This window comes from Synechococcus sp. MU1611 (assembly GCF_020514255.1).
Lineage (GTDB): Bacteria > Cyanobacteriota > Cyanobacteriia > PCC-6307 > Cyanobiaceae > Parasynechococcus.
Genome location: NZ_VTLC01000001.1, coordinates 250,895 through 276,473 on the forward strand (window position 1 = coordinate 250,895; position 25,579 = coordinate 276,473).

The following is a 25,579-nucleotide window of genomic DNA, read 5'->3' on the forward strand; positions in this document are numbered from 1 at the left end:
GGCGAAATTAAATCGGTTCCAGTCGATTTGCCCGGGATCTGGGACAATCCCACCCGATCCGTACCAACGCTGATGTTCCGATCCCATTCGCGTGCTCTGATCGCTGCATTGGCAGGTCTGTCTGCCCTGCTCAGCTCTTGCGCCTCACTGGATAGTGCGGGTGGTTCGCGCCTGGATCTCGTTAAAGCGCGAGGCGAGTTGCTCTGCGGGGTGAGCGGCAAAATTCCAGGTTTCAGTTTTCTTAGTCCTGATGGGCGTTACACCGGATTGGATGTCGATGTCTGCCGTGCCATGGCAGCTGCTTTTGTGGGGGACGCTGAGAAGGTTCAATACCGGCCTTTGACCGCGCCCGAGCGATTCACTGCATTGCGATCGGGAGAGATTGATCTCTTATCCCGCAACACGACCCATACCCTCAGTCGCGATGCAGTGGGGGGGAACGGTCTGCGCTTTGCTCCAGTGGTGTTCCACGATGGCCAGGGATTGATGGTGAATGCAGCCAGCGGTGTGCGCTCTCTGGCTGATTTGAGCGGCAAGTCCATTTGCGTGGGATCAGGCACCACCACGGAACAGAACCTCAACGACGCCTTCGCATCTCAAGAGCTGCCCTATACCCCGATCAAATATCAGGATCTCAATCAGGTGGTCGGTGGCTACCTCCAGGGGCGATGTGAAGCCATGACCTCGGATCGGTCTCAACTGGCGGCTGCACGTTCCGGCTTTAGCGATCCACAGCAGCATTTAATTCTCGACGACAGGATCAGCAAAGAGCCTTTGGCTCCGGCCGTGGTGGGTGGTGATCAGCCCTTGGGCGATGCCATGGCATGGGTGGTTTATGCCCTGATCGAGGCGGAGGAGCGGGGCATCACTCAGGCCAATGTCGACGCCGTGGTGAAGCAAGTTGAAGCCGACCCTTCCCAGACGGCTCTGCGGCGATTCCTGGGTGTGGATGCAGGCCTGGGTCGCAAACTCGGGCTCCCCGATGACTTTGTCGTTCAGGTGATTCGTTCGACCGGCAATTACGGCGAGATCTACAACCGTCATCTGGGTCCGGAGAGTGCGGTGGCCATCCCAAGGGGTGCCAATCGCCTGGCCGGTGAGGGTGGTTTGATGATTGCTCCACCCTTCACCTGATGCGGCATCGTCGTCTTCTGCTTCAGGTTGGTGTTGCCGGGGTTCTGTTCGGCTTGCTGGCCCTGTTGGTCAATAATCTGGCCGTCAATTTGATTCGCACGGGGTTGGGGCTGGGTTTTGGCTGGCTTGGCCGACCGGCAGGCTTCGCTCTGGCGGAAACCGCTCTCCCTTATGCCCCATCCGACAGCTACCTCTGGGCGCTGACCATCGGTTGGCTCAACAGCCTCAAGGTGATCGTGGCTGGTCTAGTGCTGGCCACCATCTTGGGTGTGGCTGCCGGTGCAGCCCGCAGCAGCGGCAACCGTCTGCTTCGCAGCCTGGCCGGGGGGTACGTGGCGCTGATTCGTCAGGTTCCCCTGCTCCTGCAGTTGCTGTTCTGGTATTTCGTTGCCTTCCTCGGTCTTCCTGCAGCACCGATCGGCGGCTTGATCAGGCTCTCGAATCAGGGTATTCAGTTGTTGGGCTTGAACCTCAGCGTTGAATTTTGCGCTGTTCTCGTCGGACTCACCGTGTTTACCGGTGCATCGATTGCCGAGATTGTGCGCGGTGGCATCAATGCAGTGCCAAGGGGCCAATGGGAGGCCTTCCGCAGTCTTGGACTCGGAGAAGGTCTCGGGTTGCGTCGCATTGTGCTGCCCCAGGCGCTGCCGGCGATTCTTCCTGCGCTAACAAGCCAGTACCTCAATCTCGCCAAGAACAGCACGTTGGCGATTGCGGTGGGTTATGCCGATCTCTACGCCGTAAGTGACACCACCATCACGCAAACCGGCCGCGCGATTGAAGGATTCCTGCTGCTGTTGCTCAGCTTTCTGCTGCTGAATTTGCTGATCAGCGGTGGCATGGCCGCCTTCAACAGTGCGGTGCTGGGCCGTTTGAACAGGAGCCGCTGATGAACCGTTGGTTGGATCGCTCGATCACCCTCCTCCTGGTGGCCCTGCTCGGTTGGGCCGGCTGGTCGCTGCTGCATTGGTTGCTGTACACCGCCGACTGGTCTGTGGTGACAACGAATCTGCCGCTTTATGCGGTGGGCAGTTTCCCAGCGGATCAACGTTGGCGCCCGCTGCTGTGGATGGCTGGATTGATCACCCTCACGTTGCTGACCCTCTGCGGCCCGAAGCGTGGTCCCGTGCGCCGTTGGCTGCCGCTCCTCTGGATCGCAATGGCACCGCTGGGGCTTTGGCTGTTGGCAGGAGGCCTTGGCCTTTTGCCGGTGGGATCGCGTCGTTGGGGTGGGCTGACACTCACACTGCTGCTCACGGGAGGCAGCGGCGCTTTGGCGCTGCCGCTGGGAATCCTGCTGGCTTTGGGCCGCCGCAGTGACCTTCCGGTGTTGCGCTGGAGCAGCGCTACTTACATCGAATTGATGCGGGCTGTCCCGCTGATTGCCGTTTTGTTTTTCGGACAACTGCTGATTCCGCTGTTCCTTCCGCCAGGGCTTGAGATCAACAGGGTTGTACGGGCGGTCGTGGCCTTCGCCTTGTTTGCAGCGGCTTATATCGCTGAGGATGTGCGCGGTGGATTGCAGGCGATTCCGCCCACCCAGCGGGAAGCGGCAGCCGTGCTTGGCCTTTCACCACGTCAATCGCTGCAACTGGTGGTGCTGCCCCAGGCGCTGCGGGTCGCACTGCCGTCGCTCACCAATCAGGCGGTGGGTCTGCTGCAAAACACCAGCCTGATGGCCATTCTCGGTTTGGTCGAATTGTTGGGCATCAGCCGCAGCCTGTTGGCGAATCCCGCTTTCATCGGTCGCTATCTGGAGGTGTATCTCTGGCTTGCTGCGGTTTACTGGCTGGCGTGTACGGCGATGGCTCTGCTGGCCCGGCACCTGGAAGTTCAGCTCGATCCTGCCCGCTCTGCCCCATGACCGTTGCCATTCGTGCCACTGAGTTGGTCAAGAGCTACTCCCAAGGGGTGAGAGCTCTTGATGGCGTCACTTTGGAAGTGAACAGCGGCGAAGTTCTGGTGGTGATGGGTCCTTCGGGATCCGGAAAGAGCACTTTGATCCGTACTTTCAATGGTTTGGAATCGCTGGATGGCGGTGCCTTGGATGTGCTGGGGGAACGCTTGGATGCCACCCATGGGGAACGTCAGGTGCGGGCGATTCGCAAACGTGTGGGCATGGTGTTTCAGCAGTTCAACCTGTTCCCCCATCTCTCGATTCTCGACAACATCACCCTTGCTCCGATCAAGGTGCAAAAGCGAGCAAAGGCTGATGCGGAGCAGCGCGCCATCGAGCTTCTCGACCAGATGGGAATTCGGGAGCAGGCACTGAAGTACCCGGCGCAACTCAGTGGTGGTCAACAACAGCGGGTGGCGATCGCCCGGGCTTTGGCCTTGGATCCGGAGGTGATGCTGTTCGACGAGCCCACGAGCGCTTTGGATCCGGAGCGGGTGAAGGAAGTGCTTGATGCGATGCGCCAATTAGCCCAGGGCGGCATGACGATGGTGGTGGTGACCCACGAACTGGGCTTTGCCCGTGAGGTGGCGGATCGGGTGATGTTTATGGACCAGGGCCAGGTGGTGGAGACCTCCGACCCACAGACGTTCTTCACCAATGCCAGAGAAGAACGCAGCCGCAGATTCCTGAACCAGATGCAGCACTGAAAGAGCTGAGCGGCTTGGTTTCAGCCATCAGGCTGACTGTCGTTCCCTCCACGGTTCAGCGGCCTTTCTGCTGTTGGCTTGAGGCAATGGAGCTTTGCTGGATGTGGTTCGCTTCGACTGCTGCCCCTTCCAATGGAAGTAAGCGGTGACGCTGACCAGCCAAAACATCACAAAAGCGAGGGTCAGCACCAGACCATGCATCCGAAAAAAGGTCAGAACAATATGGATAGAGAGGGCAACTGAACCACCAAATAGAAACGTATTGCTCAAGACCGAAGCGACAGCTGCCTTGAAGGATTTCAACGCTGTCGCTCCATTCCGGCTCACCATACCGAGCAAGAATTGCTGTGCCAGCCCCCTGATCTCTGCAGGAGCGTATTGGTTGTTCAGTCCTCAATAAAAAACCCCTCCCATGGATGGGAGGGGTTGGAAGAGGTTGTGAAACTTCAGAAGATGGTTCTGCAGATCACTCGTCTACCTGGTCAGCGGCTTCGCTGTGCTCTGCAGCTGCACCTGTGGGGATCAGACGGATGGCTTTTTTGCCCAGTTTGATTTCAAACTCATCACCTGGCTCGAGATTCAGCATGGCCGTGTAGGCCTTGCCGATCAGCAGGTTGCCGTTGCCCTGCACTTTGGCGATGTAGCTCAACTTGCGGCCACCTTTGCCAATTGCAGCACCGCCGCTGCTCAGATTAACGCCTTTGGCCTCAAGCAGGGCCTCGTAGAAGGCAGTGAAATTCAGGCGATCGCCGCCGTCTTTCTTGTCAGAGACGTAGCCACAAGCTCTCACTAGATCGGATTTGGAAACATCCCCTAGTTCTTTGACCTTTGCAAGCAGCTCGGAACCGGTCAGCATTGTGAATGCATCTCATTGGATGATTAGTTCATAACTGATTGGTTGGCTGGGTGTCAATCAATCGACCCAACATTTTCGTGACTTAGTGGCCTGATTTTTGGCATCTAGGGATGCGTCTCTGTGGTCTGACCCTTGAGACTGCTCTCTTGTTATGAACCTTGACTGGGTGATATTGAGCCCTGTGCAGCGGTTTTACGTCACGATCATTCAACCGGCCGTTTCATGCTCGAGTCGTGGAGACTGTCTGAACCATCACAGATGATCGTGTAGTCGACACGATCATCGTCAGAACAGCAGAAATCGCCGTAGTACCGCTCAAGTTCATCGTATGCAGCGTCGTAGCTGTCAAAACGTTGCCGCGTCAGGCGGTCCTCCGTACTGTCGCTACGCACGATGCGATGGCGTGAAGCTGGATTCATCAGCTGGTTTCACGCGACATGCCGGAGCGCAGATTAAGCGCGTCCGTGGATGAATTAGGACGGCGTCTTCATGGAATCTGCTTGTCGTTCAAGCTGTCGTTGTTGCGCGATTGAACGGTTTTGGTCTGATGCGTCAGCCGGCTCAGCTTTCTAGGGTCGTGATCTGAGCTGGATGTGCCGATGCTTCGGTTTTTGCTGGAGCTTGCGCCTTCCCTGCTGATCGGGTTTTGGGCTGGAGGACGCCATGAAACCCTCGCCGCCCGCTTGGCCACACCGTTGGTGAGGTTCGGGGTACCGATCAGTGTGATGGGCCTGCTGTTGAAGGGTGGCCTGAGCGGCGACATGTTGCAGGCAGCGGGTCTTGCGGTGCTGGCCATGGGCCTTGTGCTTGTGGGGGCGTCGCGTTTACCGGGATTGGCTGAGCTGGTCTCTCCAACGCTGCGGTTGGGCAGCTGCACTGGAAATACGGCCTATTTCGGAGTGCCTCTGGCCTTGGCCTTTCTGCCTAATGAGGCCCTCCCTATCAGCATTGGCTACGACCTTGGGGCGACACTGCTGACTTGGAGTCTTGGTCCGCTGCTGATCGGTGAGCGGGGCAACGGCTCTAAGAGGCTGCACGGTCTCATGAGCAGCGTTGCGGCGAGCCCAGCGACCCGCGGGCTGATCGGTGCATTGCTGATTCAGGCGACCCCCTGGTCTGAACTGGTGACCGACGCTTTGTGGTGGCCTTCCCGCTTGGTGATCTTGCTGGCTCTGATGGTGGTGGGCATGCGCCTGGGCAGCATCCATCGCAAGGGAATCACTCCATCGGCCCGACCGTTGCAACTGCTGAGGCCACTGGTAGCCAAACTCCTGCTTTATCCGTTGCTGCTGCTTCTGCTTGCATCTCTGCTGCGGTTCGATCCGCTGATGGTTCAGGCGGTTGCGTTGCAGGGGGCCGCGCCGACGGCGATCTCACTGCTGTTGATTGCGGAGTCTGTGGGGGCTGATCAGGAGCGGGCTGCAGGTCTGGTGTTTTGGAGCACGCTGCTGGCGTTGGTCACGGCGCCTGCTTGGGGTGTGCTGCTGCGATCTCAGTTTTGAAAACGGCGAAAGGTGAGATTGATGCGCGTGGTTTGTACTTTTCGCCGTTGCGGAACACTGTGCATCCATTGGCTCTGACACCCCGGGTGCATCACGAGCAGATCACCATCGGCCAAAGGCAGCGATATCCGGCGTTGGGGAGTGCTGCGATGGCGGAGCTGAAAATCGCGTGTCGCCCCGAGTGAAAGGGAGGCAATCGGAGCACGTTGATCAATCTCCGGTTCGTCATCAGCGTGCCATCCCATGCGGTCGTCCCCGTGGCGATACAGATTGAGCAGACATCCGTTGAACTCGGTCTCACAGGCTGCATTGACCTGAATCAGCAATGGCTTGAACCATTCGGGCCAACCACAGCCCTTGTGAACGGCACCGCTATAGCGATATTGAATGCCTTCGTTGGCAAGAAACACCGTCATCCTGGGGACTGGATGACGCTTGCCATAGACCTGCACGACTGGCTGTTGCCAGAGGAGCTGTTGTTCAAGCAGCGTTTGCCAGCGCCTTGCTTCGTTTGCCTGGAGCCACCCCTCTTGCAGGGACCATTCCGTTTCGGGAGCGGCCGGATTGACGTTCATTCGTGACGTCGGATGACGAGGTCGGTTCCATCTCGAGACTGTCCCATACATTCGAATGCATGGGAGCCCGAATCACTGAAGAAGAATTCCTCAAGCGCGCTGTTCAGCGTTTTGGTGATCAATTCGACTACAGCCTGATCCGCTGGCGGAGTTACAAGAGCCCTGTTCAAATCCGCTGCAAAGAACATCCGGTTCAATTGATCACAATCACGCCGGAAAAGCATCTCCAAACCTTGGGCGGATGCCGCCACTGTCTTCGTGAAAGGCGCATTGCCTCGCTGGAACGGGAACTCAACCGCAAGTCCGCTCAGCGTCCTGATTCCGTTCCTGTTGAGTCTTCTCCTGTTGAGTCTTCAATAACCCTCGAAAAAACCCCTAACCGTACGGTTTAAAGCTCGCGATGGTGGTGTCGCTGGTTGGAGTTCTGGGGCTCACCCTGACGGGATGGTGGATCAGTCGCTCGACACGCATTGGACGCCAGCTCGGAACCACGATGGTGGTTCTGCTGATCGGATTTCTGGTGACGAATGTCACCGGTTGGCAGCCGCAAACAGCTGCAGCGAATTGGGTGAGCGGTCCGCTGACGTCCTTGGCCATCACCCAGCTCCTGCTCGCTGTTGATCTGCGACGGATCTGGCCGGAGGCTCAGCGTCTTTTCGCTCCTTTTGTTGTGGCTGTGGTGGCGACGCTGCTCGCCGTTCTGCTCGGGGCTGTTTTGCTCAAGCCCTGGCTTTTGGGCAACAGCACTGTTCTTGCAGGCATTTACACCGCCACCTTCACGGGAGGAAGCCTCAACTTTGTATCCGTCGCCCGCACCCTTCAGCCGCCGGAGCCACTACTCCTCTTGGCCACGGCCGCGGATCATGTGGTCTTTGCCACTTGGTTCGGCCTCAGCATCCTGATCGGCCGTCGTTGGGGTAAAGAGGTGGAGTCCGTTGCCCCCCAGTTGCATCGAGACGAGCTTGATGCGCCATCGGGATCTGATGGTCCCCGGGTCCTGTGGTCACTGCTCTGGGGCGGTGCCGTTCTGTGCACAGCGGAGTTGATGACGGCTCTGATTCAGCGGGGTTGGAGTGACTGTCCATCCATCCTGGTGCTGACCACGACGGCGTTGATTGCTGCCCAGCTCCCTGGTGCATCTTTGCGCTCGGGTTGCTACGGGCTTGGCTTGCTGTTGATCCAACCTTTCTTCACTGTGATTGGACTCAGCTCTCCCTTGACCGGGTTGTTTGGTTCTGGATGGCCTGTCTTTTTGTATGCCGTCTGGATTGTTGCTGTTCAGGGGGTTCTGTTGTTGGTGCTGCGTTCCTGGCAACGTTGGCCTCTGGTCGAATCTCTGGTGGCATCCCAGGCAGCCATCGGTGGCCCCAGCACTGCTTTGGCCCTGGCAACATCCCTCAACCGCCCAGCGCTTGCCATGCCTGGGGTAGCCATCGGTCTGCTGGGCTACTTAATCGGCACCTACCTCGGATTGTTGTCTGCGTTTCTGTTGGGTTTGACCTAGTGCAGCTCAGGCCTTAAGGCTGACCCGCTGGTAGCAGAACCACAGCCATTGTTGGAACAGAAGGTTCCGATGGGACCGCCAGAGAGTCTGGGGACGGGCGGGATCAAAATTCTCGGGCGGGGGAACATCACCCCGGGCCAGGTCACGTTCCATTTCTCCGACGATGCGCCCGACGTTGTATTCGGGGTGGCCCAAGTGCATCAGCTGGCGTTGATCCGGGGTCTCGAAAATGGTGTAGCCCACCTGCTCGCCGTGGGCGAGCAGACGGAGACGTCCATCCCGTTGCGCGGCTTCCATGGCAGCGTCCGTCAGCCCTGCATGACGGCTCTGGGGACAGACGAAATCATCGTCTTGGGTGCCCATTAAGGAATGACCAGGAACCAGGCTGCGCATGGGGTAGATCCCGAACAGTTTCTGCGGGAACGAAACCTTGTCGACGCCAGCCAGGTAGGCGAGGGCGAAACCGGCCCAGCAAAGGCCAAGGGTGCTGGCGCAGGTTTGTCGCGCTTCCTCGATCAATTTGACCAGCTCTGTCCAGTAACTGACCTGTTCAAAGGGCAGGTGCTCCACGGGGGCACCGGTGATGATCAGGCCATCAAGGGGACCCTGGGACAAGGCCTCATCCCAGCTCACATACAGCTGGTTGAGATGGTTTTGATCCCAACTCTTGTAGGCATGGGAGTTGAGTCGAATCCAAATCGGTTCGATCTGCAGCACCGAGAGGCCCAGCGGATGCAGCAGGTTGAACTCGTACTGCTTGCCCAGCGGCATGATGTTGAGAATGCCAATACGCAGGGGCCGGATGTCCTGGCGTTCGGCCTGTTCAGGCTCAATCCAGGAGATCCGGTTGCGTTCAACCTCCGCGATTTTGTGGTAGCTGCGAGGAAGGATCAGCGCCATGGGGGCTGTGTCGGCATTCAGCTGAGAACGGCGAGGGCCTGCTCGAAGTCGGCCTTGATGTCGTCGATGTGTTCGAGTCCGACGGAGACCCGCACCATCGTGGGAGTGACGCCAGCAGAGGCCTGTTCAGCCTCACTGAGTTGCTGGTGGGTTGTGGAAGCGGGATGAATCACCAGCGTTTTCGCATCGCCCACGTTGGCGAGGTGGCTGGCCAGCTTGAGGCTGTCGATGAAGCGCACGGCATCGTCATAGCCGCCGTTGAGGGAGAACATCAGCATGCATCCCATGCCCCGTCCTGTCAGGTATTTCTTGGCGGCAGCGTTGTAAGGATCGTGCGCCAGGCCGGGATAGCTCACATGGGTGATGGCGGGATGCGAATCCAGCCAAGTGGCCAGAGCCATGGCGTTTTCGGTGTGGCGCTCCACGCGCAGGCTCAGGGTTTCTAGACCCTGCAATAGCAGGAAGCTGTTGAACGGACTGACGGCCGGACCCCAATCCCGCAGACCTTCCACCCGGGCCCGCAGCGCGAAGGCGATGTTGCGGTCTTCCGGCAGGCCAAGCATCTTGCAGACGTCACTGCCGAAGCCAAACGCATCCCAGTGCACCAAGCCGTGATATGCCGCGCTGGGCTGGCTCATCAGCGGGAACTTGCCGTTGCCCCAATTGAAGGTGCCGGCATCCACGATCACGCCCCCGAGGCTGGTGCCGTGGCCCCCGATCCATTTGGTGGCACTCTCCACCACCACATCGGCGCCATGCTCAATCGGTCGCAGCAGAGCACCACAGGCTCCCAATGTGTTGTCAACGATCAAGGGGATGCCTTTCTCTTTGGCGAGCGCTGAAAGGCCCTCGAAATCGGGGATGTTGAAGCGGGGATTGCCCATCGCTTCGACATAAAGCGCTTTGGTGTTGTCGTCGATTTGTGCGGCAAAGCTTGCGACGTCGTCGCCTTCTGCAAATCGCACGTTGATTCCCAGCCGCGGGAACTGCACCTTGAACTGGTTGTACGTGCCGCCGTAGAGGTACGACGTTGAGACGAAGTTGTCTCCCGCCTGCATGCAGTTGGTGATCGCAAGAAACTGAGCCGACTGCCCTGAGGCGGTTGCTAGAGCTGCCACTCCGCCTTCGAGGGCGGCAACGCGCTTCTCAAACACGTCTGTGGTCGGATTCATCAGTCGGGTGTAGATGTTCCCGAATTCCTTTAGACCGAAGAGGTTGGCCCCATGTTCGGCGTCATTGAAGACGTACGAACTGGTCTGATAAATGGGAACCGCCCGCGCGTTGGTTGCACTGTCGGGCGATTGCCCGGCATGAAGCTGCAGGGTCTCGAAGCGGTGAGACATCGTCCTTGGCGTTGGGCACTGCCCCTGTTCTAGTCGTCAGCGAGCTCAGGTTTGTCGGTTTCCGCCAGAGAAGGGAACGTGCTGCGAATGACAGCCTGGATGTCGCGGTGGGCTTCGCTGCGGAATCCAGCCACGCCGTCGGCACTCAGCAGGGGGTAGGTGCGATCACTGGCATCCACCTCGCGTAGGTGCTTCCACCGGTTGCTGCTGTCTTCCGCTTTGAGTGCGATGAGGGGCGCCTGGAAGTCGTAGGCCTTGGTGTTGCCGAGGGCGGCCACCTGGGCGGTGAGCTTTTCACGCACTGGGCTGAGGGCTTTGGCCTTCAGCGTGTCCGGCAAGCCAAGCACAGGCTCGTAATGGTCGAGAAGACGGAGTTCGGCCTCCAGCAGCACGGGCCAAGCACCGCGTTCGCCTTCGGTCAGGCCCATCGCCGCCTCGGCCTCGGTCATTGCCTCTAGATGGAAGCGCAGCCATCGGTAGTAGGTCTTCTCTTTGATGGGTTTCTTGGCCGCAGCCCTTCCAGACACAATCGCCGGGAGAGCTTTCTCGGCCTTACGCAGGAAGAGACGATCCTCCCGTTCCAAATTCATGGCCCCCCAGCGCTGCCGGTATTCCCAGAGCTCGATGTAGCGAGCCACATCAATCTCGGACCATCCGAGCCCTTTCAGTTCATCACCGCGATGGGAGGTTTCCTTGGACACCCGCTTCCTGGATCACGCCAGTTCTCAGCGTAGGTGTCGATGCTCACCGGTTTGGTGATCTGCTGGTGGGGTTGGTCTGCAGATACTCCTGAACACTGATGCGCTGCGGCTGGTTGTAGCCCACCGGCAACCAAAGATCACCGGCTGCAGCGTTGAAGTGGATTTCCCAGTGATACAAACCGGTGTAGGCCGCGGGATCCTCCTTCATCAGGGAGGCATAGAGGAGCACCGCGCGGCCGTAGTAATCGCTGTTGTTGTAGCCCCAAAGGCCGCGGCGAATGTCCTGAAGTCCGCCCCGACGGACCAGATATCGCGCCGCAGCCTGGATGGCGTCGTGGGGATCGCGGATGCTCCCGGCGCCAATCCCTGGTTCTGCCCAGGTGGTGGGCAGAAACTGCATGGGCCCCTGGGCATTGGCCACGGAGACGCCATCGATGCGCCCCATGCCGGTTTCCACGAGGTTCACTGCAGCTAGAACCTCCCATTCAATCCCCGTCGCCGCCTCGGCCTTGCGGTAGTAGCTAAGCAGCTTGTCCGCTGCTTCGGGCTGAATGATCCGCCAGCCGGGGAGCATGGATGGTCCACGGCCACGGCTCATCCGCACGAATTCGCGCCGTGCTGCGAGGTGCCTTTCTGCCACGCTGCGCCAGCGCGGAGGCAGGCCGTTGATGACCGCTTGGGCTCTGGGCTGGTCCGTGGACAGCACCCGGTAGATCACCTGTTGTTGATGCCCAAGATCGGGCAGTTCATCGGCCGGCGTGGCTGGGTCCCGTAACGCCTGTTCAACAGCTGCCAGCAGCATTGTCAGTTCGGTTGTGTCGGCTGGCACAAGGGGGTATTGCCTGCCGTCTCGTGTTTTGGGTTGGGTCGCTTGGGCAGGAAGTGTTACAGGTGCGGTCACCACCGGTGCGGTCACGAACGCTTCTGCTTCGGCCCGTGGCTGTTTCGGTTTAAGCCACAGCCCCCCCAGCAGGGTTGCCGTGAGAGCCGAGACAATCAGCACGTTGCGGCTGCGCATGGTGAGGCAGGGGCGCTGTGCTGACACTACCGGTGCGGTTCAGGCCGTAAGGAAGGTGCTGCGGTCGTGAAAGTCCGGCTTGCGTCCGTGGCAGAGAGCCCAATGGCTCAGACCGTCCTGACCGCGATCGATCACAGCCGTCAATGCCAGGTCTGGGCAGCCCCCTGGCGTCCACCAGGGTTCCAAAGCAATCCTGGCGTCCAGCCGCAGTTGATGCGCCCCGCGTTTCAGCCGCACCGTTGGGGGTGTGCTGAGCTCTTGCTGGGTCTGGCCACTGCGGTAGTGATCAAAGCGATAAACCGCCCAATCCCCATTGGGAGCAAGATTTACTTCCCAATAATGTTGCTCGCCAGGGGCGGCGAGAAACGCCTCGAAGCACGTGGTGGTCCAGAGATCATCACTGCGTTGTCCCTGTTGTGGCCCATCATTCAGATCCGTCGGCAGACGCAACGCATTGATGCCTGTGGCCGCGCGGGCCAGGACTCCATAGCTGAGTTCCAGCCATCCATCGCGCGTCCAGACGAGCTCGGCGCTGATCTGGAACCCTGGAGGCATGGACCGTTCAAAGGGGATCAGGCGGCATGCCTGACGCAGCATCACTGCAGAACGACCCATCTCAGTGGCTTGGTCCCTGCTGACGCTGCAGTCGCTTGACCAGGTGTTCCAAGTCGCTGAACTGTTGTTCCACCGCTTCTGTGAGTCGGAATTGAACCAGGGCGCGTTGCAGATTGTGCCCAGGTCGATCGCAGCGGAAATACACGTCGCCCTCAAGATGATCCGTGAGGAACCTCAGTCCCAGTTCCATCGGGATCAGACGGATGCAGTGGGGCAGATAGTGCAGGTCCCAGTCACTCAGAAATCCACCAGCAACTGACAGATAGCCCTTGAGAATGGCCTCACAGAGGTTCATGTCGAAGTCCACATCGTCCAGGGAGAGTGTTTCTTCTCCGGCTGGATTGCAGCAGGACCGCAAACAGTCGCCGATGTCGTAGTGAACGAGTCCCGGTTTGACCGTGTCCAGGTCAATCAGACCGATGGCCTGACCGCTGGCCTCGTCAATCATCACGTTGTTGATCTTCGGGTCCCCGTGGATGGGACGGTGATGGAGTTCGCCGCGTGCAAGAGCTGCTTCAAGAACATCCACGCCCTGGCGGCGCTGCTCTACAAACGCGCAGGCGTCACGCTCGGCAGGGCCCATGCGGCCCGTGGCCGCGGCGATCTCATCGAAGCGTTGGAGGTAGGTCGGTGTGACATGGAAATTTTCCAGGGTGTCAGCCAGCTGATCGGTGGGCAGGTCACTGATCAGGTGGTGGAACATTCCCAGCCCATAACCCACTTCCTGGGCGTGGGCACTGTCCCTGATGACATCACTGGTGGTCGCTGCACCGATGTAGGTGATCGAGCGCCAAAACTCTCCGTTTTGTTCGATCCAGGGGGAGGCTTCCCGACGACAGGGAACCACTCTGGGTACTTCCCAGCGGCGTCCCTTCAGTTGTGGAGGTGGAGAGGCGAGACGGCGCTCCATGTGGTCGCCCAGGGCCTGCAGGTTCTGCATCACCAGGTCGGGACGATCGAAAACGCTCGTGTTCAGCCGCTGCATGACGAAGGCGCCGTCTTGTCCCTCATGGGTCACGAGGAAGGTTTCGTTGACGTTGCCTGAGCCAAGGGAGCGAATGGCTTTGATCCCCTCGCGAGGATGGAAGCGATCGGCGATGGCTTCCAGGGCCTCGGTCATGAACGGTCGCATGGGTCTCAGGCCGCACCTTGCCGCGCTTCCTGCGTTCTGCCCCGTTCAGGTGTGCAGAACAGGAGCCGACTCAGGCTTCGAGCTGGCTTTCGATGACGTCCATCAATTGCAGGTAGGCCGGTGTTCCGGTCTCACCGTTCTCGTCGAGGGCCATCTTTTTGCGCATGGCCTGATTGGCATTGTCCGCAATGACGGCATTCACCACAAGGTCGAGAGCTTTAGGCACCTCCAGGTTTTGCAGAGCCTCGGCATACCGACGGCTGTGGCTAGGTCGTACTGATTCCTGGCAGTAGCTGGAGAGTTCCCGGCTTTCCGTCATCACCCGGTAGGCGGTGTCCTTGACGCCAGCACGCCCGTAAATCGCCATGTACAGCAGATTCACCATGGAAGCGTCGTGGGCTGGGATCGCGTATTTGCGGGCGATTTGAGGCCAATACCGCAGAGATTTCAAACCCTCTAGTCCGCCTTTGCGCAGGCCTGCGGCTTCACACCACTGTTCCAACTCCTCCATGGAATGAGGACAGCGGCCCTGATCGCACATCTCCTGTGCCATCACTTGGCCGGCCTGGAAATTACGGGTTGGGCTACCGGAGACGGGCAGCATCATGCTGCCGCGCACATCAGCCACCATGGCCGTGAGCTGGCTGAAGGTGTGGTCCCGTACCCGCTCGAAGTCGCCGTCGCGCACCAGGGTGGATTCAATTCTTGGTACGGCGTAGCCCAGTTCTGTAAGAGGGAAGGGCTGACGGTGGTACAGCCGTTGACGGTCGGGTCGTGCCATGGACACGGTGGCCGCCTGATCCAGGCACTGGTTCAGAAGCAGGGTTAGGAGCGTTGGCAACACACCTGGGTTGTCCTGATGGAAGCCATAGCCGAAACCGGCAAACACCGACGCCATGTTTTTGGCGGCTTTGATGAACTGCCCCTCCACGTTGTGAACACCAGCGGAGACCTGGATGTTGGGGGACAGTTGATCCATCAGCTGGGCACCCAACATCGCTGTTAAGGCGTTCGGATGGCAGAAGTTGGCTGTGAAGCTGTCGAAGGGATTGCGTAGAGCTCCATGGCGGTGAAAGCCGGAGAAGAAAGCGAGCTCCGGTTGTTGCTCACAGAGCACATAGGCGCTGTTGTTGATCGGGTCATGGCTGAAGGACCCCGCCAGGCAGGCCAGCACCACTTGGTCTCGATTGAGCTCTTGCCGCAAACGACAGGCTTCGTGGAGATCTTCTTCGATGTGATTGCTGTTGGCGCTGAGCACAACCAGGTCGCAGCGCTGGATGAGATCGCTGAGGGTGTTGGCCACAAGCTCACCGCCGCTGCGATGGCAACCCATCTCGAGCACGGTCTCCACGTGCTCGTCGTCCATGTTTTCAATCGTTTCTCTGGGGAAGGCTCCCAGCAGGTCCCGGCCAGGACGAGGGGCTAGTAGCAGACGCCCTTCTGCGTTCTGCATGGCGCAGTTGTATGCCAGCGACGCGGGGTAAAGCCCGACGCTGTAGAACCCCACCTTGCCGTTCGACAGCTCCTGCACGCGCCGTCGTATTGCTCCGGCGTCCAGGCTTTGGTCGAAGAAGGAGTTGCGCATGCTGGCAAGCCTAAGCAGCGTCCCTGGTGGGACTGCTCACAACAGACAGACACGATTTCCTTTCGTGATGCGGAGTTTCGCTATCCCGCAAGCTACGAGCCGATTTACTTGATCGATGCTGATCGCTTCGAAGACCTATGAAGATGTCTGCAATGTGGAAAATTGAATGAGGGAATAAACAGGAGATGAATAGCAGATGAATAGATTAAAGGCCCATGATCTGTCTGTAGTTTTGGTTGGAGCGTGTTTGCTCATTGAGGGACTGGATTTCTGGATAGGCTGAGAGATCTTCGTTGGGATAAAAAATGGGGAGGTAGCCGAGATATGCGTTGACTGCACAATCGGCAGCCGTCCAGCGATCACCCACCAAAAACTTTTTCTTGCTGTAGAGGTCATTCAGTTTCGCCATCAGTCTTGGAAACTCCCGCTCCTTATTGGAGGGAACGAATAAAGCGATCGCGAGTGTGGAGTTGGCGAAAAGAATCCACTGGCTGATGGAGGCGCGTGTTGCCGGGTCTTTGACTTCGTTGGTGTAGTTCTCGGAGAGATACTGAAGAATGGCGCCTGACTCAAACAGCACTAATCCATTGCTGTCGTCTTTAAGGGCAGGTAACTTGCCGAAAGGATTCACCTCTAAATAACTCGGTTCAAGATTTTGACGAGCTGCCAGGTCAACGTTAACGTAATTGTAAGAAATACCTTTTTCTGCCGCGTACCATTTCGGCATCGATACACGGGTCTTGGGGCCGCCGTAGAGATAAAGCGTCATCACTGGTTAGCGATCAAAGCTATGATAGTTCTCATGAAGCTCCCTGACATTTAGATTGTCTGAGAGGGTGGGTTTGTTTCGGGAGTTATGATGGGTTTGCGGGGCAGGATTGTGTTTATAAAGGATTCGATTTTTTGTTCTTACCTGGTACTTCGATGTCTTCAGTAATTTCTCTTGTTGGATTGTTTTTGAATTTCTTTGTTCCCTGATGTTCCTGGAGTCATCGATCGAGAGGTGGTGATGGCGTCTGGGCGGGCGTGTTCGCTCCAAACACGTTGTAATGCGCTCAAGTCATTGTTCACATGCCTGTGTCCAGCCGTGATCTGCTGATGGCGTACCGCTGGCCTGCGGCGGTCGTCTTGTCCAGCCTGGTTTTGGCGGCCACGGCAATAAAGCTGCTCAGTCGGCCTATCCCCATTGCGATTGAGGGTGGATTGCAGGTGGACAAGCTGGTGCTTCCTCCCAGTGTCACCATCCGCGCTGATATGCCTTTACCGGTGGTGGTGCAGGAGCAGGTGACCATCTCCGGAGATGCCCCCCTTGCGATTGAAGGTCCCGTGTCGGTGAAATCGATTGCGGGGGCGGTGACGGTAAATGCCGATGCACGGGTCAGTGGTCTTGACGGCGAGGTGTCCGTCAAGGCGGATCAACCGCTCCCTGTGCGAGCCGATGTGTCTGTCGACAACAAAGTCACCATCGGCGGCAAGGTCGATATTCAGGGCAAGGTGAAGCCGACCTTGCTTCCTGTTCCAGGGCTCTGATCAGCGGTTGCGGGGGGCCTGGCCGTTGCCGACGGTCAGGCCCTGCTCCCAACGGTTGAGCTGTCGCAGTACTAGGCCCGTCACTGCGGCGGTGACCAATCCGACGCTGCTCCAGGCGCTGCCTTGTTCGATGCCCACGAGAGCTGCGGATCCCCAGAGCAACGCCCAGGTCCATGGACGAGCCTTTTGAATGTTCGCCAGAGCTGCAGAGCAGCTGCGGCAATGGATGGTGTGGCTTTGGTACCGATCCATGAGCTCTGTTGTTGTTTGCCTGGGTGGTAGGCGTTGCCCTGCAAAGGGCTCGCCGCCGTTGGCGTTCAACCAGCGATGCAGGGCAACGACGTAGACGTCTGACGTTGTGGGCATAAAAAAGCTGCGCTCCACGGCGGAACTACCGCCGGCCTGCTCCAGTACCCGTTCCTGCCAGTGCAGAAACACCTGATCGTCCTCCAGCACCTTGTGGTTCCCGATGTGCTGCAACCAGCGGGGACGCAATCCGATCAGGAGGCGAGGTAACGCGGATTGGAACTGGAAGGGGAAGCGGGCGAACAGGCGGCACTCGCCGCGTCGGATCGGGACGGCATACACAACGGTGAGGATGCGGCCAAACCCCTTGGCGGTGAGGTCGTGCCACATCAGTTGGGGCGCCCGAAAGCAGGTGGACTGGGCGCCGAGCTTGCCTCGGCGAGGCCCCTCCTCCCAGAACGCTTCGAAGCCATCAGCGTCTTCAAGGGTGACTTTGGCTTCAACGGGGGCAGCGTTGTCCCGCTTGCCCACGGTTTTGTGGTGGGTGAAAGGAACGTGACTGACGTCGAGCACGTTTTCCAGCAGGGTCACCGCATCCATCGGTAGATCTCGGAAGGTGTCTTGCACCGTCCAGCTTTCGGGATTGTCTTCAAGAGCTGGGACCAGGGGGAGCTGACTTGGGTCTGCGGCATCGGGGGCACCCATCCAGACGAACAGCAGTCCCTGCCCCGTCGCTGTCGGCAAGCTGGCGCAGCGGGACCGTCGGTTGTTGGGCTGAGTGTTCTCGAGCGCTTGCGGCACGCGCTGGCACTGGCCGCTGCCATCGAAACTCCAGCCGTGATACGGACATTCAAGGAGCCCTTCGTCGTTGATCCGACCTTCGCTGAGGGGAACCAAACGGTGGGGGCAGACATCGGGGAACACTCGCCAGCGTTCCTTGCTCTTATCCCACCAGATCACCAGATCCCGCTCTAGCAGGGTGAATCGACTCGGCTTTTTAGGGTCGAGGTCCTGCACATAGCTGATGGGCCACCACTGTTCGGTCCAGGTGGGGTGCATGGCAGGAGCATCAAGGCCGCCATGTTCGCTAGCCGGATGGCTTGACCGCGGTGTTTCGCTTGCCATCAGCGCTGCTCCGTGCCTCCGCTACTGGACTTCTCACTCGTTTGGAACTAAGGAGTTGCGCGAAGAAATTGCACTGTTGTGCATTCGTCTGAAGCGACATCTCTGAATCTCCATGCCCCGTCTGACGCCCGACCAGTTCCTGCAAGAGCTCACAGGTGCTGAAGACCTGTTGATCGTGCAGGACCTCGATGGCGTCTGCATGCAACTCGTCAAGGATCCACTGACACGGTGCATGGATCCTGCCTATGTGGAAGCAGTCGCTGCCCTGGATGGCCAATTCGCTGTGTTGACCAATGGTGAACATGAGGGCCGTCGCGGGGTGAACCGTCTCGTGGAACAGGCCCTGGCGGATCCCGATTTACCCAAACGTGAGGGCCGTTATCTGCCGGGTCTGGCGGCTGGAGGGGTGCAGTTGCAGGATCGCTTTGGCGACCTGAGCCATCCCGGCGTCTCGCAGGAGGAAATGACCTTCCTTGCTCAAGCCCCCAGCAGGATGGAAGCCTTGCTGATGGAGCGGCTGCCGGCCCTGCTTCCGCAGCTGCATGGTGACGATCTGGCTCAGGTTGCCAAAGCTGCCGTGTTGGACACCCAGGTCTCACCGACGATCAATCTCAATGGGATTTTTGCTTTTGTCCCCGGTGATGTGACTTGTCAGCAGGCTCTTCAGACGATGCTGTCTGAGCTGATGCATCAGTTGCTTGCCGAAGCTGCAGATCAGGGGTTGGAGGGGTCTTTCTTTTTGCATGTGGCTCCCAACCTGGGCCGCGATGCACAAGGGGATGAACGGATCAAACCCGCTGCTTTCGGGGATGTCGGAACCACCGACATTCAATTCATGCTCACAGGTTCCATCAAGGAGGCTGGCCTTTTGGTGCTGCTCAATCAGCACATCAAGCGCCGTTGGGGTGAATCCCCCTTGGGTGATGCCTTCAATGTGAGAACGGCTCCCCACGCACCCGATGCGCTGTTGGCCTTGGTGAAGGAGCGGATCCCCGCGGAACGGATGCCGTTGTTGGTGGGGGTGGGCGACACCGTTACCTCCACGGCATCAGCTGATGGCGCGGGGTGGCTGCGAGGCGGCAGTGATCGAGGCTTCCTCAACCTGTTGCAGGACCTCGGGGCCTGGTCTGGTCAACCCAACCGCGTTGTTCTCGTCGACAGCAGCCATGGCGAAGTGGATCGGCCCAGCCACGCCGATGGGAGCTTGCAAGGAATCACCGATCCAGAGGATTCCCTGCGGATTGACGTGCTGATGCCCGACGGTCCGGACCAATACATCGCCTGGTTCCGCCAGCTTTCCGCGCGGCGCTCTGCGGACCCTGTGCGCTAAGTCACAACCGTGCTTGACCGGTGTCATCGGGAATCAGCGCTGAATTGAGGAGGGTTGCTTCAGCACCAACCCAGTTCTCATGTTTGCCCAAACCGTCGCTGTTCTCGCTGTCCTCAGCGATTGCCCTTCCGATCGCCGCCTTGTCGATTCATGCGGTGATGGAAGCTCAGATTCCCCACTGCACGATTGATTTGCCGGCTTCAGAACCTATCTGTACGGATGCGGTTACCGGCCTCAAGTTCGACCATCAGTTTCGCCGCAGTGGAATGTTCGCCTCCGCCGGTGAACGCAGCTGATCAAGAGAAGACCCGTTGATTGTGTCGACAAGAACCAACTCCACTTCGATCTGCTGTCTGGAAGAATCGGCGTTATCTGTTAGGTGCCGGTGACTGTCGTTGAGAGGGTTTTCCCGCCACTGAAGCGCGGACTGCTCACAACGTTGCAGGTCAATCTTGGGTACCGCTGCAACCAAAGCTGCGCCCATTGCCATGTGAATGCTGGGCCGACCCGCACCGAGATGATGGCTGCGGATCTTCTGGCGTTGATTCCTCAGATTCTTGAGCGCCATGGGATCGCCTGCCTCGATCTCACGGGGGGAGCACCGGAGCTGCATCCGGGCTTTCGTGATTTGGTGCGGCAGGCACGATCACGCGGAACCGCGGTGATTGACCGCTGCAATCTCACAATCCTGAGTGAACCGGATCAGGAGGACCTGGCTGAATTCCTGGCGGATCAGGGTGTTTGCATCACAGCCTCCTTGCCCTGTTACAGCGCTGAGAATGTCGATCGCCAGAGAGGTGATGGCGTGTTTGAACGCAGCATCAGCGGCCTACGGCAGCTCAATGCTCTGGGCTACGGAACGGGCGATCCCAACCGGCAGCTGGATCTCGTTTACAACCCCCTTGGCCCGGTTTTGCCTCCCCCCCAGCAGGCCTTGGAAGCTGATTACAAGACCGCATTGGCTGGGTTGGGGATCCGGTTTGATCGTCTACTGACGCTGGCCAACATGCCCATCCAACGGTTCGCCAGGCAATTGGAACTCAACAGCGAATTGCAGTCATATCAAGCCCTTCTGGAGGAAGCGCACAACCCCGAAAATCTGGAGTCTGTGATGTGCCGCCAGCTGATCAGTGTGGACTGGCAAGGCCATCTTTATGACTGCGATTTCAACCAGCAGCTTGGACTCCCCTGTTCCGGGGAGCTCCGTCACCTTCGTGATCTGATGCGCCTCTCAACCGTTCCTGCGGATCAGTCGATCCACACGGCTCAGCATTGTTTCGGCTGTACCGCTGGCGCAGGGTCAAGTTGTGGTGGAGCACTTCAGGGCTGATTCTCTCTTCATGGGCATAGTGGGGAGATCTGTGTCGAGGCCATGCCGCTGAATCGCATTTTTTCCTCTGCTGTTGTTCTTCTGATGTCTGCGACGGGAGCCATGGCTGAGGCGCATGGCCAACCCAAACAGGCGATGTTCAGCACCAAAGCTGAAGCCGAAGCGGCTGCCCCGGGATTTGGTTGCAAGGGTGCGCATCAGATGGGTGAGATGTGGATGGTCTGCGACAAGCACGGTGAGGCGGATCACCATGGAGCGCACTGATTCATGAGTGAAGGTGGGCACTGCGGCAGCAAGCCGAAGCGAATTGCGATCGGGGTAGCTCCTCTGGGCACCATCTCCATCGGCATCGTGCCGATGGGGGTCATCTGCATTGGGGTGGTGCCGATGGGGGTGGTCTCGATCGGTGTGGTGGCGATGGGCGTGATCAATGCAGCCATCGTTGGGATGGGATTGGTGGCGGTGGGTGTCAACACCATGGGGGTGATCACCGCAGGCCCGATGAGCATGGGCTTGATTCAGATTCGCTCCACGACCAACCCGCGCTATCTGGCCTATCCAAGTCGAGAGGAGGCGGAGGAGCAGGCACGCAAGTTGGGCTGCAAAGGAGTGCACCGCATGGGCGATCGCTACTGGATGCCTTGTAACGAGCACCCTCAGTAAGGCCGCCACAGGAAGGTCTCCAGGGGGTTCGCTTCACAAAAGCTTCGGAAGACTTCTGTTGCAGGCACCTTCTCAGAGGTCGTTCTGCTGGCTTCAGTGTGAGAAAGAGGGGCGTACCCGATGTCATCGTCTCCACGTGAGCGTCTTCAATCCCTACTCAGTGCCCGATGGCTGGAGATGGGTGAGGTGTCGTTGATGCATCACCGCCAGGTTCAAGTCTTGTTGAACACCTTGAGGCGCGAAAAAGAGCTTGTTTCCGTGCAGCTCATTGACCTCCTTGTGACAGATCTCTACGACAGGGAATTTCGCGCTTAATGATCAGCTGTTAAGTGCTTATCCCTGGCACTTGGGGCAGATCGCGCGCACATTCAGGCTGGATTCAATGAGTTGAAAGCCAACATGTTCTGCGGCAGCAGCCCCTGCTGCAAGAACGGATTCGCTTTCAAATTCTTCTGTCCGTCCGCAGCGGATGCAGACCACATGGTGATGTTGACGATGATCTTCGACGGCTAGCTCGAAGCGTCGTCCACCCTCACTGAGTTCCAGTTCTTGGAGCAATCCCATGTCGGCCAGGAGGCGCAGGGTGCGATACACCGTGGCCAGGGACACCTTCATGTCGAGTGCCGCCAGCTGCTGGTGCACCTCCTCGGCACTGAGGTGGCAACCGGATCCACAGTGTTCAAACAGTTCAAGAACACGTTTGCGCTGCGGGGTGAGTCGACGCCCGTCCTGATGCAGGCCCCGCTGCAAAGTTGTGTCAGTTGAGGCAGGCGCGGAGGACGATGTCACAGCTTCTCCTCGCTTGTTCTCAATAGTAGTCCTTAATGAGAGTGCCGTCTCGCCTCTATTTCATTGTCGTGATCTAATCCCCTCGGTTGCCGAGAAGCAAGACGAATTCTGGTGATAACGTCCGCCAGCGATGTCGTTCTGGTCGATGGAAACCCACGTCCTCACCTTCACGATCACCAAGTCATTTGCTGAATGGGTCGCCACCTATGACGCATCTCTGCCGCTTCAGAAAATCGCTGGTATTACTTCCCTCTACCGGGGAGTCAGCAAGGAGGACCCCACCAAGGTCTGCGCCGTGATGCAAGCCTCTCCCGGTGTGATGGAGCAATTCATTGCCGACAACACCGACATGATCGAGGCTTCAGGGCATGTGATTGAGAGCACCATCAGCCAGGTGTTCGTCGCCAGCTGATGGTTTGGCGTCCTGCGCGGGCCTGGACCAGCCAGAGCCCGGTTGCCGGTTATCGCCATTTCGAGTTGATCACGCAGGGTGGGAGCGGTGATCAGCGCTGGGTGGAATTGGCCGCTGTCCTGAAGCCATCCCATCGGGAACGGGTGCTCTGGAGCGAGCTCAAAGATCCAAATCGCTGGAGCAGCGGCTGGCAGTCCATTCCTGAGGACGATGCGAATTCTCCAACTGAGTGATCCACACCTGGTGGCAGCTGATCAAGGTTTGGTGCGTGGAAGGCTGGCCCTCGCACATGTGGAGCAAGCTCTGCGGGTTGGCTGCGCCATGGACCCCGATCTGGTTCTGGTCACGGGTGATCTTTGCCAGGACGAAAGCTGGGGTGGCTATGTCCGGCTGCGAACAGCCCTGACCAACCACGTGCGCTGCAAGGTTGCTCTGGTGCCCGGTAACCACGATCACCCGCTGTTGCTGGATGCGGTTTTGGGGCGTGCGTGCGTGACAGGCCCCGCTGATTTTGTGGTCAGAGGAGTGCGCTTGGTACTGCTGAACAGCCACAAGGTTTCTTCTGCAGCCGGTCAGCTCGGCTTGGCTCAGCTCCAGTGGCTGGAACGGCGTTTGCAGTGTTCAGAGCGCCGTGATCTGCCCCTTGTGGTTGCTCTTCATCATCCTCCGATCGCCATCGGTGATGACGGCATGGATGCGATCCGGTTGCTTGATCAAGATTCTCTTGAGGCTGTGTTGCGTCCCCATCTCGCTCTGCGGTCGGTTTTGTTTGGCCATATTCATCAGCATTGGCAAGGCCACTGGGCGACGCGTCCTGATGTGTCACTTCTGGGCTGCCCTTCCACGCTTTGCAGTTTCAAGGCAGTGCAGGCTTGTCCCCTCGACCGAGCTGGTGATCCAGGCGGAAGGCTTCTCGACCTGACGTCTGATGGAGATCTTCAGCATCAAGTGCTGCGTTGGTCTGACGTCAGCCCATCCCTTTCTGGGATTCGCGGAAGGCCTTGAGCTTGTCGATGTCTTTTTCTTCGTCGATGGAATAGTCCGTCAGGATCAAGGCCTTGCCAATGGTGCCCAGGGCGTACTCGATCCGGTCGAGATCCCGACGTCCCTCTTGATCCAGCCTCGCTGAGCGAATCACTTCAGGGCGCAACTGATCGGCCAACTGCTCCAACGCCGATGCGATCGCTTTGGCCTGCTCGAGTGGCTCTGTTTGACTCATGAATCCTGAACAGATGCAACCAGTTGACTCTGGCAGCTCTCCTCAGAATCCCTTGGCGGTGGGGCGCTGACTCGAGAGGGAAACGTTGCCAAGGGGCTGCTGCTGGGCGGGCTGTTGCATTGCGGTTGGTGCAGCACCAGGTGCTGCCATGGCATTGAAAGCGAGGGACCAGCGCTCCCCTTCACCACGGAAGGGCATCACCGAATGGGGTTGCCAGGCCGGGAACACATAGAACTCTCCAGGGACGGGCAGCACGTAGTGCGCCATTCCGGTGCGGAACGATTGCAGATGCCAGTCTTCCGGACCGTGGAAGCAGAGTTGGCCATCAAAACTATCGGCATTGATCTGGGGTGGCACCTTTAGAAAGATCACCCCGGAAAAGCTGCCGCCATGGGTGTGGGTGGGGTTGTAATCGCCTGCGGTCTGGCAATTGAGCCAGAGATCAATCATCTGCAAGCGATATCGACCGGGAACCCAGGGGCCGCGACCTTGGGGAGGCTGACGGTCCATCACATGGCGGATCCAGCGATCACAGGCAGGCAGCAGGTGGTTGTTGCTGAGGTCCTGCACGCCGGGTTGGTCCGGCCGCAGTTCGCGTTGCTGACGCAGTTGACCGGCCAGCTTCGCTGATGCATCGGGGCTGGAATCAGGATTGGCGAGAACGCTTTCACTTAGATCAATCAGCAGCTGGAGCAAAGGGTCCGGCAGGGTGCCCCGAAGGATGGAGCGTGGAAACAGATCGAGAACGTCCACCAATGACTGGTCTGCTGCAGGTCATCGTGGCAGCCCCAAAGTGGGTGGACTGTTCATGCCGATCGTGATGCTGCGCCACGCACTCCTGCTGCCTTTGGTGTTTGTGGGCTCCGTTGCTGTGGCGGCTCCTGATCTACTGGGGCAACAGGGGCCCACGACAGCCTTGCTGCAGGGCGGGGCACTGCAGCTCAGTACCCGCCGAACTGCTGAGCGGTTCCCTGACGGCAACCGCATCTGGAAGGTTGAGCTGCATCGAGGCGCTCGGCTCCTGGCCAGTTGGCCAGCAGCCAGTGGTGTTGCCGGGCGCCAAACCGCTGATCGCCGCTGGAGTCCCGGCAATGCTGCCCCCTTACCCGCCGGCGAGTACAGCTTGGGACGCCCCGAACCTTGGGGTAACGATCTTTGGTTTGATCTGACCCCTCGCTTCGACACCACTCGCAGTGCTCTGGGAATCCACCGCTGTTACCCCGGCACAGGGTGCATCTGCATACCAAAGAGGGCTGACATCGATGCACTCGCAAGTTGGGTTAAGGCCTCGGGAATTCGTACGCTGAAGGTGGTGAACTGACTTTTTGCGGCCTGTCATGCACCAGGTGACGCCAGCACCGTTAAGCAAGAATCAAAAATCAACTCTTGACGGGTCAACTCGGTTTTCAGCGAGATTGTTGAGCAATACGGACTGCTTCTTGAAACCAGCAGACGTATTGAATTCA

General features: G+C 58.7%; 34 protein-coding genes. 18 read left to right on the forward strand and 16 right to left on the reverse strand.

Annotation, left to right across the window (positions count from 1 at the left end):
• Positions 1 to 72 precede the first annotated feature (72 nt).
• From FZZ92_RS01420 to FZZ92_RS01435, 4 genes are read left to right on the forward strand one after another with little or no spacing between them, the layout of a single operon-like run.
• Positions 73 to 1,134 carry an amino acid ABC transporter substrate-binding protein gene (locus FZZ92_RS01420; RefSeq protein ID WP_226422397.1) on the forward strand — a complete coding sequence of 354 codons (1,062 nt, stop codon included), beginning with the start codon at positions 73 to 75 and terminating at the stop codon, positions 1,132 to 1,134.
• On the forward strand, positions 1,134 to 2,024 hold the full coding sequence (locus FZZ92_RS01425; RefSeq protein ID WP_226422398.1) for an ABC transporter permease subunit: 891 nt from the start codon (positions 1,134 to 1,136) through the stop codon (positions 2,022 to 2,024). The genes FZZ92_RS01420 and FZZ92_RS01425 overlap by 1 nt, the downstream gene beginning before the upstream one ends.
• Positions 2,024 to 2,998: an amino acid ABC transporter permease gene (locus tag FZZ92_RS01430; RefSeq protein ID WP_226422399.1), complete on the forward strand. Its 975-nt coding sequence runs from the start codon at positions 2,024 to 2,026 to the stop codon at positions 2,996 to 2,998. The genes FZZ92_RS01425 and FZZ92_RS01430 overlap by 1 nt, the downstream gene beginning before the upstream one ends.
• The gene (locus FZZ92_RS01435) at positions 2,995 to 3,738 is read left to right on the forward strand and encodes an amino acid ABC transporter ATP-binding protein (protein WP_226422400.1); all 744 of its coding nucleotides are present in this window, start codon (positions 2,995 to 2,997) and stop codon (positions 3,736 to 3,738) included. The genes FZZ92_RS01430 and FZZ92_RS01435 overlap by 4 nt, the downstream gene beginning before the upstream one ends.
• 27 nt (positions 3,739 to 3,765) lie before the next feature.
• Here FZZ92_RS01435 and FZZ92_RS01440 read toward each other — a convergent pair whose 3' ends face one another.
• The 3 genes from FZZ92_RS01440 to FZZ92_RS01450 all read right to left on the reverse strand — a co-directional run bounded on the left by FZZ92_RS01440 (position 3,766) and on the right by FZZ92_RS01450 (position 5,013).
• Complete coding sequence (locus tag FZZ92_RS01440; protein ID WP_226422401.1) at positions 3,766 to 4,041, reverse strand: hypothetical protein; 276 nt, start codon at positions 4,039 to 4,041, stop codon at positions 3,766 to 3,768.
• 163 nt (positions 4,042 to 4,204) lie between these two features.
• Positions 4,205 to 4,594: an AbrB family transcriptional regulator gene (locus FZZ92_RS01445; protein WP_006849603.1), complete on the reverse strand. Its 390-nt coding sequence runs from the start codon at positions 4,592 to 4,594 to the stop codon at positions 4,205 to 4,207.
• A 203-nt stretch (positions 4,595 to 4,797) separates the two neighbouring features.
• Complete coding sequence (locus FZZ92_RS01450; RefSeq protein WP_226422402.1) at positions 4,798 to 5,013, reverse strand: hypothetical protein; 216 nt, start codon at positions 5,011 to 5,013, stop codon at positions 4,798 to 4,800.
• A 180-nt stretch (positions 5,014 to 5,193) separates the two neighbouring features.
• Here FZZ92_RS01450 and FZZ92_RS01455 point away from each other — a divergent pair, with 180 nt between their 5' ends.
• The gene (locus FZZ92_RS01455; protein ID WP_226422403.1) at positions 5,194 to 6,096 is read left to right on the forward strand and encodes an AEC family transporter; all 903 of its coding nucleotides are present in this window, start codon (positions 5,194 to 5,196) and stop codon (positions 6,094 to 6,096) included.
• Here FZZ92_RS01455 and FZZ92_RS01460 read toward each other — a convergent pair.
• Complete coding sequence (locus tag FZZ92_RS01460) at positions 6,087 to 6,671, reverse strand: alpha-ketoglutarate-dependent dioxygenase AlkB (RefSeq protein WP_226422404.1); 585 nt, start codon at positions 6,669 to 6,671, stop codon at positions 6,087 to 6,089. The two genes, FZZ92_RS01455 and FZZ92_RS01460, sit on opposite strands and share 10 nt — an antisense overlap.
• Before the next feature lie 59 nt (positions 6,672 to 6,730).
• Between FZZ92_RS01460 and FZZ92_RS01465 the strand changes: the two genes are divergently transcribed.
• Together FZZ92_RS01465 and FZZ92_RS01470 are read left to right on the forward strand one after the other, a co-directional pair.
• Positions 6,731 to 7,063 carry a hypothetical protein gene (locus FZZ92_RS01465; RefSeq protein WP_226422405.1) on the forward strand — a complete coding sequence of 111 codons (333 nt, stop codon included), beginning with the start codon at positions 6,731 to 6,733 and terminating at the stop codon, positions 7,061 to 7,063.
• Between the two features lie 8 nt (positions 7,064 to 7,071).
• Entirely contained in the window at positions 7,072 to 8,175 is a 1,104-nt protein-coding gene (locus FZZ92_RS01470; RefSeq protein ID WP_226422406.1) for a DUF819 family protein, read from the forward strand.
• 6 nt (positions 8,176 to 8,181) lie between these two features.
• On the opposite strand, the gene FZZ92_RS01475 is transcribed toward FZZ92_RS01470, so the two are convergent.
• From FZZ92_RS01475 to FZZ92_RS01510, 8 genes are all read right to left on the reverse strand, one after another.
• The gene (locus tag FZZ92_RS01475; protein ID WP_226422407.1) at positions 8,182 to 9,075 is read right to left on the reverse strand and encodes a homoserine O-succinyltransferase; all 894 of its coding nucleotides are present in this window, start codon (positions 9,073 to 9,075) and stop codon (positions 8,182 to 8,184) included.
• A gap of 17 nt (positions 9,076 to 9,092) precedes the next feature.
• Complete coding sequence (locus FZZ92_RS01480) at positions 9,093 to 10,418, reverse strand: O-acetylhomoserine aminocarboxypropyltransferase/cysteine synthase family protein (RefSeq protein ID WP_226422408.1); 1,326 nt, start codon at positions 10,416 to 10,418, stop codon at positions 9,093 to 9,095.
• Positions 10,419 to 10,447: 29 nt separating this feature from the next.
• The gene (locus FZZ92_RS01485) at positions 10,448 to 11,119 is read right to left on the reverse strand and encodes a hypothetical protein (protein ID WP_115093511.1); all 672 of its coding nucleotides are present in this window, start codon (positions 11,117 to 11,119) and stop codon (positions 10,448 to 10,450) included.
• Positions 11,120 to 11,162: 43 nt separating this feature from the next.
• Complete coding sequence (locus tag FZZ92_RS01490; protein ID WP_226422673.1) at positions 11,163 to 12,137, reverse strand: transglycosylase SLT domain-containing protein; 975 nt, start codon at positions 12,135 to 12,137, stop codon at positions 11,163 to 11,165.
• A gap of 39 nt (positions 12,138 to 12,176) precedes the next feature.
• Positions 12,177 to 12,752: a DOMON-like domain-containing protein gene (locus FZZ92_RS01495; RefSeq protein ID WP_226422409.1), complete on the reverse strand. Its 576-nt coding sequence runs from the start codon at positions 12,750 to 12,752 to the stop codon at positions 12,177 to 12,179.
• Position 12,753: 1 nt separating this feature from the next.
• Complete coding sequence (locus tag FZZ92_RS01500) at positions 12,754 to 13,884, reverse strand: phosphotransferase enzyme family protein (RefSeq protein WP_226422410.1); 1,131 nt, start codon at positions 13,882 to 13,884, stop codon at positions 12,754 to 12,756.
• Positions 13,885 to 13,954: 70 nt separating this feature from the next.
• Positions 13,955 to 15,469, reverse strand: coding sequence for a hypothetical protein (locus FZZ92_RS01505; RefSeq protein WP_226422411.1), 1,515 nt, complete (start codon positions 15,467 to 15,469; stop codon positions 13,955 to 13,957).
• A 205-nt stretch (positions 15,470 to 15,674) separates the two neighbouring features.
• A complete protein-coding gene (locus FZZ92_RS01510; protein ID WP_226422412.1) occupies positions 15,675 to 16,238 on the reverse strand; it encodes a glutathione S-transferase family protein in 564 nt (187 codons plus the stop codon).
• Positions 16,239 to 16,540: 302 nt separating this feature from the next.
• On the opposite strand from FZZ92_RS01510, the gene FZZ92_RS01515 reads away from it, so the two are divergent.
• Positions 16,541 to 16,999 carry a hypothetical protein gene (locus tag FZZ92_RS01515; protein ID WP_226422413.1) on the forward strand — a complete coding sequence of 153 codons (459 nt, stop codon included), beginning with the start codon at positions 16,541 to 16,543 and terminating at the stop codon, positions 16,997 to 16,999.
• Here the strand turns inward: FZZ92_RS01515 and FZZ92_RS01520 are convergent, their stop codons facing one another.
• Positions 17,000 to 18,304, reverse strand: coding sequence for a Rieske 2Fe-2S domain-containing protein (locus FZZ92_RS01520; RefSeq protein ID WP_226422414.1), 1,305 nt, complete (start codon positions 18,302 to 18,304; stop codon positions 17,000 to 17,002).
• Positions 18,305 to 18,482: 178 nt separating this feature from the next.
• Between FZZ92_RS01520 and stpA the strand changes: the two genes are divergently transcribed.
• The 6 genes from stpA to FZZ92_RS01550 all read left to right on the forward strand — a co-directional run bounded on the left by stpA (position 18,483) and on the right by FZZ92_RS01550 (position 22,008).
• A complete protein-coding gene (stpA, locus tag FZZ92_RS01525; RefSeq protein ID WP_226407769.1) occupies positions 18,483 to 19,700 on the forward strand; it encodes a glucosylglycerol 3-phosphatase in 1,218 nt (405 codons plus the stop codon).
• Between the two features lie 83 nt (positions 19,701 to 19,783).
• Positions 19,784 to 19,996, forward strand: coding sequence for a hypothetical protein (locus FZZ92_RS01530; RefSeq protein WP_226398137.1), 213 nt, complete (start codon positions 19,784 to 19,786; stop codon positions 19,994 to 19,996).
• An 89-nt stretch (positions 19,997 to 20,085) separates the two neighbouring features.
• Positions 20,086 to 21,030, forward strand: coding sequence for an arsenosugar biosynthesis radical SAM (seleno)protein ArsS (arsS, locus tag FZZ92_RS01535; protein ID WP_226398136.1), 945 nt, complete (start codon positions 20,086 to 20,088; stop codon positions 21,028 to 21,030).
• An 84-nt stretch (positions 21,031 to 21,114) separates the two neighbouring features.
• Complete coding sequence (locus tag FZZ92_RS01540) at positions 21,115 to 21,294, forward strand: DUF3721 domain-containing protein (protein ID WP_226422415.1); 180 nt, start codon at positions 21,115 to 21,117, stop codon at positions 21,292 to 21,294.
• A gap of 3 nt (positions 21,295 to 21,297) precedes the next feature.
• Entirely contained in the window at positions 21,298 to 21,693 is a 396-nt protein-coding gene (locus FZZ92_RS01545) for a hypothetical protein (RefSeq protein WP_115025176.1), read from the forward strand.
• 120 nt (positions 21,694 to 21,813) lie between these two features.
• A complete protein-coding gene (locus FZZ92_RS01550) occupies positions 21,814 to 22,008 on the forward strand; it encodes a hypothetical protein (protein ID WP_115025175.1) in 195 nt (64 codons plus the stop codon).
• An 18-nt stretch (positions 22,009 to 22,026) separates the two neighbouring features.
• On the opposite strand, the gene FZZ92_RS01555 is transcribed toward FZZ92_RS01550, so the two are convergent.
• On the reverse strand, positions 22,027 to 22,482 hold the full coding sequence (locus FZZ92_RS01555) for a Fur family transcriptional regulator (protein ID WP_226398135.1): 456 nt from the start codon (positions 22,480 to 22,482) through the stop codon (positions 22,027 to 22,029).
• Between the two features lie 145 nt (positions 22,483 to 22,627).
• Between FZZ92_RS01555 and FZZ92_RS01560 the strand changes: the two genes are divergently transcribed.
• From FZZ92_RS01560 to FZZ92_RS01570, 3 genes are read left to right on the forward strand one after another with little or no spacing between them, the layout of a single operon-like run.
• Positions 22,628 to 22,894, forward strand: a complete 267-nt coding sequence (locus FZZ92_RS01560) for a DUF3764 family protein (RefSeq protein WP_115025365.1) — start codon at positions 22,628 to 22,630, stop codon at positions 22,892 to 22,894.
• Entirely contained in the window at positions 22,894 to 23,127 is a 234-nt protein-coding gene (locus tag FZZ92_RS01565; RefSeq protein WP_115025173.1) for a TIGR02450 family Trp-rich protein, read from the forward strand. Before FZZ92_RS01560 ends, FZZ92_RS01565 begins: the two co-directional genes overlap by 1 nt.
• Positions 23,105 to 23,899, forward strand: a complete 795-nt coding sequence (locus tag FZZ92_RS01570; protein ID WP_226422416.1) for a metallophosphoesterase — start codon at positions 23,105 to 23,107, stop codon at positions 23,897 to 23,899. The genes FZZ92_RS01565 and FZZ92_RS01570 overlap by 23 nt, the downstream gene beginning before the upstream one ends.
• Here the strand turns inward: FZZ92_RS01570 and FZZ92_RS01575 are convergent.
• Positions 23,862 to 24,113 carry a hypothetical protein gene (locus FZZ92_RS01575; protein ID WP_115025171.1) on the reverse strand — a complete coding sequence of 84 codons (252 nt, stop codon included), beginning with the start codon at positions 24,111 to 24,113 and terminating at the stop codon, positions 23,862 to 23,864. The two genes, FZZ92_RS01570 and FZZ92_RS01575, sit on opposite strands and share 38 nt — an antisense overlap.
• Before the next feature lie 42 nt (positions 24,114 to 24,155).
• Complete coding sequence (locus tag FZZ92_RS01580; RefSeq protein WP_226422417.1) at positions 24,156 to 24,866, reverse strand: putative 2OG-Fe(II) oxygenase; 711 nt, start codon at positions 24,864 to 24,866, stop codon at positions 24,156 to 24,158.
• A gap of 40 nt (positions 24,867 to 24,906) precedes the next feature.
• On the opposite strand from FZZ92_RS01580, the gene FZZ92_RS01585 reads away from it, so the two are divergent.
• Positions 24,907 to 25,434, forward strand: coding sequence for a hypothetical protein (locus FZZ92_RS01585; protein WP_370629812.1), 528 nt, complete (start codon positions 24,907 to 24,909; stop codon positions 25,432 to 25,434).
• Positions 25,435 to 25,579 lie beyond the last annotated feature (145 nt).